This window comes from Kitasatospora sp. NPDC056651 (genome assembly GCF_042792155.1).
GTDB lineage: Bacteria > Actinomycetota > Actinomycetes > Streptomycetales > Streptomycetaceae > Kitasatospora.
In genome coordinates this window covers 1-9234 of sequence record NZ_JBHTWX010000174.1, presented here as the reverse complement: position 1 = coordinate 9234, position 9234 = coordinate 1, and the positions used below count along the sequence as shown (strand labels likewise).

Below are 9234 nucleotides of genomic sequence, written 5' to 3'. Positions count from 1 at the left end.
CGCCGACCAGGCGACGGCCGAACAAGTGGCCATCGAACCACCCACACCCGTCCTGACCAGGTAATCACCACCTCCCGCTCAACGGGGGAACCTCAAGGACCCGGCCGTCCGCACATGTGCCGCGCTCGGCACCGCGGACCCGTCGGCCGCGCATGGGGCCGATCGCCAACCGGGATGCATGGCCGCGTACAGCCGGGCTGACCGCGGATCGCGGGGAGCTTAGAGTCCTTGTGTAGGCCCCGGGGGAGTAGACCATGGCGCGCTGACGAGGCGCGCCTGGCGGCAGTGTCCCAGGGACAACCGCACGAGCAGCGTCGTGCCGCTGAACGATGCCGTCGTCCTCAACCCAAGGCTCCAGCTGCCAACGACACCGGCTTCCGGATGCGCCGCTCCCGCTGAAACACGGTGTCGTGGTGGTTCCGTCCATCGTGTGGTGCTGGTCGGCGTGTCGGGATGGGCTCTGCGTCCGCGGGACAGTTCGCCTTCGTCAGACGACGGCGTTCTTTCAGTGGACCGGAGGCGGCTGTGAGACCCGAACAGCAGGGCATGCCCCCGCCGCTTGATCCGCGCCAGTTCCAGCCGGCCACTGCAGCAGGGCGCGAGGGATCGGTGGCCCGGCTGATGGATCTGGACAGCCGGGGCGAGTTGACGACCGTTCATGTGCGGCTGGTGGCATCCGCGATGGGGGTGACGGAGAGGGCGGTCTGGTACTGGCTGGCTGCCGCCCGCACGGAAGGGCGCCTTTCGGCCCGGCCGCGCGAGCGCACGGCGGTCACCCCGGAAATCCGGCGCCTGCTGGCGTTCTGGGGCGGGAACACCGCCGCGGTCCACCGCGAGCTCGCCGCCCAAGCCGCCGACGACCCCACCGCCTGCGTTCCGTCGCTGCGCGCCCTGCAGCGGGCGGTCCGCAGGGACCTGTCGATGGGGGAGCGGGCCGGTCTGCGCGGCGGGGAGGCGGCCCGCCGGGCGCACGACGTGTTCGGGAAGCGGCCGGCCTTGTGGAGGAACGCGTGCTGGGAGGGCGACCACAAGCACGTGCCGGTGCAGATCGATGTCGAGGGCGAGTTGGGGTGTCCGTGGATCACGTGGTTCATCGACTGCGCCACCAAGTACATCCTCGGCCTGGCCGTCACACCGCACGCCCCGTCGAGGGACGCGGTGCTGGCCGCGCTGCGCGCCTCGATCACCCGTACCGAACCGTTCGGCCCCGCCGGGGGCCTACCCGCCCTGGTTCGTGTCGACCGGGGCAAGGAATTCCTGTCCACCACGGTGACCGCCGCGCTGGGCGCGTTCGCCGTCCCCGTGCATGACCTGCCTGCCTACACCCCGTACTTGAAAGGCACGGTCGAGGCGCTGAACGACGCTGTGGAGGAGATGTTCCTCGTCTCCCTGCCGTGCTACACCCACCGCCAGAAACTCACCGGAGGCCGGCTCGCCGATCCGGACGCGCCGCCGCTGACGTTCGCCGCGTTCGTCGCGCTGCTCCTGGACTGGGTGCGCTGGTGGAACACCGAGCACCACCCGTCCGGCCTGGGCGGCCTGACCCCCCTCGAAGCCTGGAACGCGGACCCGACGCCCCTGCGCGACGTCCCGCCCGAGCACCTCGCGTTCTTCGCCCTGGAGGACGACGGCCGCACCCGCACGATCACCACGAACGGCATCTCCTGGCGCCGCCATGCCTACATCGCCCCGTGGATGGTCGGCTACACCGGCACGAAGGTCCGCCTTCGCCATCTCCCGCACCACGTCGGCGAGATCGAGGTATTCGACGCGTCCACCGGCCGCCACCTTGGCTCCGCTCATCTCGCCGAGCAGGCGAGCCCGGAACAGGTCCGCGCCTTGCGAGCGGCTCGCACCGCCGCCGCCCGCCGGCTGCGCGCGGACCTGAAGGCCGCGGAGAAGCTGCGCCGCCGGCGGTTCGCGGCCGCGACCACCCCGGCCCCGCCACGCCCGCTCGCCACCCTGACCGCAGCCGAGGCCGACGCCGAACTCGCAGCAGCCGACGGCCGGGACCTCCAAGCGCTGGCCCTGCCCGGGCTGCTCCCGCACGCCCCGGTCCCGGACGGATGGGTCCTGCCCCGCACCACGGCGCATGCCGAGCCCGAGCGCGCCGACGGCGACCCAGCGGATCCACGGGCCTGAACGGCCGCAGTCCGCACCGCACCGCAGTCGCACCCGTGTCCGCCTACGACCCGTTTAAAGCCCCGCTCGTCGCCCTGGCCCGGCCGGCCGGGCCGTGACCCCATTCAGACCCGCCACCGGCCCCATCTGCCCGCCCGTTCCTATCTCTTGAATCCGTAGGAGCCCGCATCGTGACCACCGCACCCGCCGTCCGTCCCGGCATGCTGCCGCCGGAGCGCGCCGATCACTACCTGCACCTGGAAGGCGCCTGCACCGTCGCCACCGAGGCGCTACGCACCGCCCGGGAGAACATCGCCGCCACCCTGGAGGCCCGCGCGATGATGTGCATCTCCGGCGCGGCCGGCAACGGCAAGTCCCTGTCGGTGAACGCCTCGCTGCGCCTGCTCGCACCGCACAACTCCTACCGGATCGCGTTCCGGGCCCGCCCCACCCCGCGCGACATCCGCCACGAGCTCTTCCGCGCGCTCGGACTTCCCGGCGAGCCGCCCGCACGCCCGATCGAGTTCGACGCCGTCCTCAAAGACGCCCTGGCCCGCGGCTTCCACGTCCTGGTCTGCGACGAGGCCCAGTGGATGTCCAGGGAGTGCTTCGAGTACTGGCGCTACCTGTGGGACGACCCCGCAACCGACATCGCCGTCGTCTTCGCCGGCGGTGACGGCTGCGCGAAGGTGCTGCGCCGCGAGCCGATGCTCGCCTCCCGCGTCTACATCTGGCAGCAGGCCCGCCCGCTCACCCTGCCCGAGGTTCTGGCCACCATCCCCGCCTTCCATCCGCTGTGGGAGGGCGTGGACGCCGATCTGATCGCCCTGGTCGACAAGCAGGCCGCGCACGGCAACTTCCGCGCCTGGGCCCGCATCACCAAACTCGCCACCGACGGCCTGGCCGCCCAGGGCGGCACCCGTATCGACGAGCACCTGCTGCGCCAGGTCTACGACCGCATCGGCATCAGCACGTGAACCCGCGCCCGGTGCCCGGTGTCACTCTGGCTCTCGACCCGGGCGACGACGCGGCCTGCACCAGGGCGGCGCTGGCCGCCCACGACCCCGCTGCTGGCCGTATCACCGTGCACCCGACTCCGGGCACCACCCGCGCCGACGACCTCGCTCTCGACGTCCTGGCCGCCCTCGACAAGCCCTACACCCCGCCCGGCCCCTGGAGCAGAGCCCACGGCCTGCTGTGGGCGGCCACGGCCGCCTGGATCCTCGCCACCTCTGCCCGGCACGTGACTGTCCTGCGCGCCCACCTCCTCGCCCCGCCCACCTGGCGGCTCCTGCTGGACCTGCAGCAGCGCACCGGCATCCACCTGACCCTCGTCTGCCACCGCACCACGCCACCCGCCCTCACCGCGGCCCTGCACCAGACAGCGCACACGACCACCACAGGCCTGCCCCCGCACGCCCTGCCCTGCCCCCAGCCGAGCACGTCGCTGCCGCCCATCCCGCGCGCCTCCAGCCTCGACTGGCTGACGATCCCGACCCTGACCCGCCTCGCCCTGTCGGACATCCCCGAACCCCTCTGCACCACCTGCACCCCCGCACCGCCCAGCACCAAGGGACGCCCCCTGCTCGACAGCCTCCCCAGCGAGGCCGTCCAGCGCATCCACCGTCTCGCCCACCCCCAACACGCCGCAGCGCTCGCCACCACCCTCGTCACCGGCGCGCCCTTCCACCACCTCGCCACTGCCACCCTTGCCGACTACCACCCCACCCGCGCCACCCTCACCCTCCACGCTCCACCCCACGGCCGAACCCCCGCCCGCTGCGCCACCTACGAACTCCCGCCCTGGGCAGGCCTCTTGCTGGACGCCACCGCCCACTACCTGAGCCTCACCACCGCCAGCACCCGCCTCCTCGCCCCGCCCGAGCACTCCCTGGCACCCCTGCTGCAGAGCGCCGAGCACTGCCGACTGCGCCCGCCCCAGCACCCCCACCCCACGAAGCGCCCAACCCGCTACGCCTTCCCCGCAGCGCTGCCGGACGGCCCCGACTGGACAGCCTTCGTCGACATTCCCGACCTGCCACCGCACCTGGCCGGCGCAGTCCAGCGGCGCCGCCGACTGAAGGAACAGGGCACGCGCTGGCGCGAGTGGGAGCGCATGTACGTCGATGCGGCCGCCTTCCACGCCGAACACCACCACCTGGACCCCACCGACCCCGACCACGACAGCCCCCTGATGACCTGGATCGCCCGCCAGCGCCACCTCAAGGGCTGCGGTGAACTCGCCCTCGCCCGTATCACCGAACTCGACGCACTCGGCATGATCTGGTCGAAGAACGCAGGCGCCTGGGAACGCGGCCATGCCTACGCCCGCGCCTGGGCGGCCCGCACCGGACACCTCGCCATCCCCGTCAAAGCAACGTTGGACGGCTACGCCATCGGCGCCTGGATGCGCCGCCAGCGCAAGGCCGCGGGCCTGACCGACCACCAGCACCACGCCCTCGACGCCCTCGACCCGCTCTGGCAACTGGAGCCCGACTGGAACCGCTCCTACCGCCGCCTGACCGCCTACCTCGCCGAAGGCGGCAGCCTCACCGGCCCGGTCAACCGCACCGGCCACACGAGCGACCCCCACTTCCGCCCCGGATCCTGGCTACGCAAGCAGAACTGCCTCGCCTCCACCGGAGGGCACACTGCCCAGCAGACCGCGTTGCTCGACGCCCTCGGCCCCTGGCAGACGACCTCCCCGCCACAGCCCCACTGACAAAGGACGGAAGCGACCCGCAGCCTGTTGCGGAAGGGCGCCAGGACCCGCGGTTGCGACCCGGTTCAGTCGGCAGAACTTCGCAGCTGCGCCACCAGACCGGATCAGCCGATCACCCGGGCCCGTTGTCAGAGCCGGGTGGCAGGCTGGTCGGATGATCAGTCAAAAGCTGGCTGTGCAGTGCCTGGCCGAGGAGATGCGCGGCTGCCCGGTCCCGACGGTGCCGGAGCAGTTCCAGCACAAGCGTTTCGCCGAGCACGATTCCGTCTTCTTCGGGCATGTGCCGGTGCGTGCCCACAAGCTCGCAAACCGGTGGCAGTTCGACGAATCCGAGGTGCGCACGGCCGGGCGCACCATAGTCGCGCTGCCGTGGGACCCCAGCGACCTCGTCGACCCACGGCCACACAGTCCCGGCAAGCCCAAGCCGGCGACACCAGCTCGCACAGGCTGGAGAGAACAGATCCGTCGCTGGGCCGACCACGCGGGCTTCGTTATGCGGATGAAGAACGGCTGCTCGTGCGGAACGTCCTGCCAGCGCCGCTCCGACGGGTGGGCGCTTCCCTGCGGCCTGACCCCCGAGGGCCTGCTCCAGTGCTGCGCCAACCACTCCATCGCCTGCGTGCTTCCAGTCCCCACGCTGGTCTGGTCGCACGACACATGGCTGATCCCGCGCACCCTCGCTCTCATTCTCGACCAGTGGGAGGAGGCCGAGACCGCGCTGGCTGCCAGCAGCCACGTCTGCGGCACCTGCGGCGCGCACAGCACGGACTCGACCTGGCACACATCCACCACCAGCGGCTGGAAGGTGATCTGCCCCGCCTGCGCCGCCGCAGGACTGCGCCGCTACCAGCAGGAACTGGCAGGAGCCACCTACGCGGGCGTCCGAGAACGCGGACCGCGGGCCGAGGACTTCCTGTGCGCGATATGCGAACCGGCCCGGCCCGCAGCCGCCTGGGACCACTGCCACGAACACGGCCTGATCCGCGGACCCCTGTGCGGCAGCTGCAACACCATGGAAGGCCAAGGCAAGGAGTTCCTCGCCCGCAAAGGCAGCGTGCAGCACCTCCTGAACTGCAACGACTGCCGCGCCCACCGCACCCTGCCACCGCACCACAGAATCGCCGCGCTGCGCCGCCACCTTCACCTCGAACGAGGTCTTCAGGGGTGCGATGTGCCGATGCACATGTGCGTGTCCGTCACCGAGGTCGCCGACAGCGGATATGAATGCACGGTCCGCTGTTTCGGGCAAAGAAGCTCTTCACGTCTGCGTCTGACGGCGGCCGAGGCAGAGCACATCCTGGCCCGGACAGCCGAGTCCGGGATGCTCTGAGCGCCGCGGCGCGTAGGCCCGCGCGGCGGCGGACCCCGTCCAAGCGTGAGCTGGCGGCCGCGCTGGCCTCCGCCCTGGACGAACCTGCACCTCGTCGAGGAGCGCGGCATGTGGGTCGTGCGGCTGCCCGGCGCCCTCGCACGGGAGGCGAGCTGCTCGGCGTGGCATGCTGCCTGGCATGGTCGACACTCCTGATTTCGACGCCTCGGGCGGGACGTGGTCGTTCGCGACCGCACGTGAGCCGGCCGAGTTCCCCGCGGTCGAGGTCGAAGGCGTGCCCGGTGTCGAGCACGCCGGGGGAGCGGGCCGTACCCTGTGCGGGATCCGCGGCCGGTACCTGAAGCTCTTCCTGCACCACTTCCAGCCGCAGGCATTGGCCTCGTGCCGCAAGTGTCGAGCGCTGGCCGAGGGGGCGCCGTCCCAGCCATGCGGGCAGGAACGCCTGCACGACCTGCTTCTCCAGGAAGCCGAAGACGGGCCGCTGCGTACGGACCTGCTCGCCGAGCTGCGCCGGGGTGCGCGGATCGCGATCTGGATCACCGGCCCGGCAAAGGACCTCACCCGCTTCCACTCGCGGATCGACCGGATGACGGAGGAGGCCGGCCCGGCCGCCGAGGCGCTCGCAGCGGCCAAAACCTCCATCACACTGGTCCGTGTCGAGGACACGGACCGGCACTACCTCGTTGTCCTGTCGCCAGACGGCCGCGCCCGCATCGCGCGCGGAGCGGTGGCTGGCTCTCCTGCGGCTTAGCCCCTCCTCCGACAACACCAATCCTGCGGGGCGCTGCCCCTTCGTCCGGTCCGCGCGACCAACGCTGCGCTGCGCCCGTGCTGGACCTGCCGAGGCTCGATCGGAGGGAAGGAGGGCTCGAAGCTGGAGCTGCGGGAGAAGGCCCGGCCGGACCGGCTGGAGCGCCCCGAGTGCGTACAGGCCCGCGCGGCAAAGGACTTGGGCCCGCTGATGCTGCCGGTCCCGCCCAAGCGCGAGCTGGTGGCCGCGCTGGTCTCCACTCCGGACGATCCGTGGTGGGAGGACCGCGTGCTGCACGCCAAGCTCGACCCGGCGAGGAGCCGCAGGGCGTGACCTGCTGGATGCTGTGGGCGTGAAATGGCCTCATAGGCCTTAGTTGTCTGGACCTTTGGTTGGACCTGTTGACGCGTCCTGAGAGGGTCAGCGACCGGGCTGTTCTGGTGACTATCTGTGATTATTGGTGGAGTCAGGGGCCGGGTCGGCCCGCTTGAGGGCCGGCGGGGCATTTTTGAATGTGAATTCGGGGGTTAATTCCACCGGACATTCCGTTGAATTATTTTGTGGGATTGGTTGCCGGCAGTGGCCTGAATTCGGGTCGGAATTGCGGCGTGGGGATGATGGAGGGCGTTGGTGTTCGATTTGATGGCCCGGGCTAGGTGCCACCGTCCCGGGCCTGCCGTCCGGGTCGTTCCGGCCTGCTGCGCCTGGCCGGTGCCGCGCCGCCGTCCAGGCCGTGCCCGTCCGCTGCCCCCTTGTCGGGCGGCTGGGTGGCCGTCAGGCCGCCCTGGAGGTCGTTCTGGTGGTGGTGGCCTGGGAGGCCGCCCCGGCGCTGTCCTGGTGGTGGGGTTGTCGCGCTTGCTGTCGCGTTGCCTGTCGCGATGGGGTGCTGTCGCGTGTTGTGACGTGGGCGGATACCCCTGTTCCCCTGTGTGGTCCGGGCGCGACAGGAGGGTGCCGGAGGGTGGGGCCGCGGCCGGTGCTCGGTGGTGGCCGCCTTCCGGGTGCCGATGACCGCCGGGTGCTGGTGGCCGCCCGGGAAGGCCGGCCGTGTTGGACGGCCTGGTCCTGGTGGTGGTGCTCGGCGGCCGGGTGGCCGGTGGCGGGGTGCAACGCGGTGTTGCGGCGGGGTGCAACACGGGGCCGTGTTGCGGGTCTGACCAGGCGTTATGTGGCTGGGAGCAGGTGGGCGTGTTGCACCCCGTGTTGCACCGGGTGGCGCCGGTTGGCCGGCCTCGACGGCCCGCCCGCGTCGCCCGGCGCCGCGCCCTGGCCCTGGCCACCGTCCCGCTGCGCCCGTCTCGGCTGTCCGGCCGCTGTGCCCGTGCCCGCCCTGGCCGCTCGGTGTCGCCCCGCTGCGCCCCGACCTGGTCCGGTGTTCGGTTTGGTGTCGCCACTCCAGGAATTGCCCGGGTGACGCTGGGCGGGATTTCCTGGACGGTCAGGAAGGGCGGTCGCCGTGTCGGCATGGGAGGGCCGTAGGCCCATTTCTGAGGTGCCCGAATTCGATTCCCCACCGCTGCGCTCCGAAAGGTGTTCTGGTTGCCGCTTGAAAGGGAGCGGGAGGGAATTCGGATTCCCGCCTGGAGTGCGGCCGGATAGAGCCGTGATGGACGGTCGCTGCGAGGTGCCTGTTCGCCTCCAGTGCCCGCCAGCGAACCGGTAGGATAGAGCTGTACGGAAGCCGGTGGAACGCCGCCGGATACGCTTCGGATTCCGGTCTGGAGTCTGCGGTTGAGGGCTCGTCAGGGGCCGCCGCGCGGGGCGTCCGTGAGGGCCCGCCACCGGGGCCGGGGAGGCCCGGCCGGACCGGACGCCCACCGGCTCCCTCCGAGGGCCGCAGGCCCCGCTCCGGGGGCGGAGGATGGGCCGTCAGCCCAGCAACCAGGCGGCGGACCGGCCATCGGCCGGGACCGGGGGAGGGCCTTCGGGGGTGGGGTTGTGGCTGATACCCGAAGTCTGCGACACATCGTCAACGCCGGGGGCCGCAGGCCCCGGCCGGCACCCCGCCCGTCCGGAGGGATGGGCTGCTACCCGAATTCCGCGTCACATCGTCAACGCTCACCCCCGGGCGCAGCCCGGGAAACCCTGCCAGCCAATCGGCCCGTAGGGCCGTGAAAACATCGGCCGAACAAGACCGGAATGCCGACCGGTTGACGGGCCGTAGGCCCGGAGAAAAGCCGCCTGATAGGCGGAGCGCAGCGACGCCAGACGCCCGCCCCAACGGCGCGTGCCGCGCCCACGAATTCGCCACCGGCGAATTCCCCCAACCCCGCACCGCCCGCCGAGGCGTAGCCGAGGCCACACCACGCA

General features: G+C 71.6%; 6 protein-coding genes. All 6 read left to right on the top strand.

The window, feature by feature from the left end; all coding sequences use genetic code 11:
* Positions 1–609: 609 nt before the first annotated feature.
* The 6 genes from ACFRAR_RS37070 to ACFRAR_RS37045 all read left to right on the top strand — a co-directional run bounded on the left by ACFRAR_RS37070 (position 610) and on the right by ACFRAR_RS37045 (position 7257).
* Complete coding sequence (locus ACFRAR_RS37070) at positions 610–2142, top strand: Mu transposase C-terminal domain-containing protein (protein WP_380704565.1); 1533 nt, start codon at positions 610–612, stop codon at positions 2140–2142.
* A 170-nt stretch (positions 2143–2312) separates the two neighbouring features.
* Positions 2313–3098, top strand: a complete 786-nt coding sequence (locus ACFRAR_RS37065) for an ATP-binding protein (RefSeq protein WP_380704563.1) — start codon at positions 2313–2315, stop codon at positions 3096–3098.
* An 11-nt stretch (positions 3099–3109) separates the two neighbouring features.
* Positions 3110–4843 (top strand): helicase associated domain-containing protein, encoded by a 1734-nt coding sequence (locus ACFRAR_RS37060; protein WP_380704560.1) that lies wholly within the window; start codon positions 3110–3112, stop codon positions 4841–4843.
* Between the two features lie 154 nt (positions 4844–4997).
* Positions 4998–6173 carry an endonuclease domain-containing protein gene (locus tag ACFRAR_RS37055; RefSeq protein WP_380704558.1) on the top strand — a complete coding sequence of 392 codons (1176 nt, stop codon included), beginning with the start codon at positions 4998–5000 and terminating at the stop codon, positions 6171–6173.
* Between the two features lie 178 nt (positions 6174–6351).
* Positions 6352–6924 carry a hypothetical protein gene (locus tag ACFRAR_RS37050; RefSeq protein ID WP_380704556.1) on the top strand — a complete coding sequence of 191 codons (573 nt, stop codon included), beginning with the start codon at positions 6352–6354 and terminating at the stop codon, positions 6922–6924.
* A 210-nt stretch (positions 6925–7134) separates the two neighbouring features.
* A complete protein-coding gene (locus tag ACFRAR_RS37045; protein ID WP_380704554.1) occupies positions 7135–7257 on the top strand; it encodes a hypothetical protein in 123 nt (40 codons plus the stop codon).
* Positions 7258–9234: the final 1977 nt, after the last annotated feature.

What these genes read in the sequence shown, in the direction of transcription:
- ACFRAR_RS37055 (WP_380704558.1), top strand. Translation starts at nt 4,998, where the DNA reads ATGATCAGTCAAAAGCTGGCTGTGCAGTGCCTGGCCGAGGAGATGCGC.
- ACFRAR_RS37050 (WP_380704556.1), top strand. Translation starts at nt 6,352, where the DNA reads ATGGTCGACACTCCTGATTTCGACGCCTCGGGCGGGACGTGGTCGTTC.
- ACFRAR_RS37045 (WP_380704554.1), top strand. Translation starts at nt 7,135, where the DNA reads ATGCTGCCGGTCCCGCCCAAGCGCGAGCTGGTGGCCGCGCTGGTCTCC.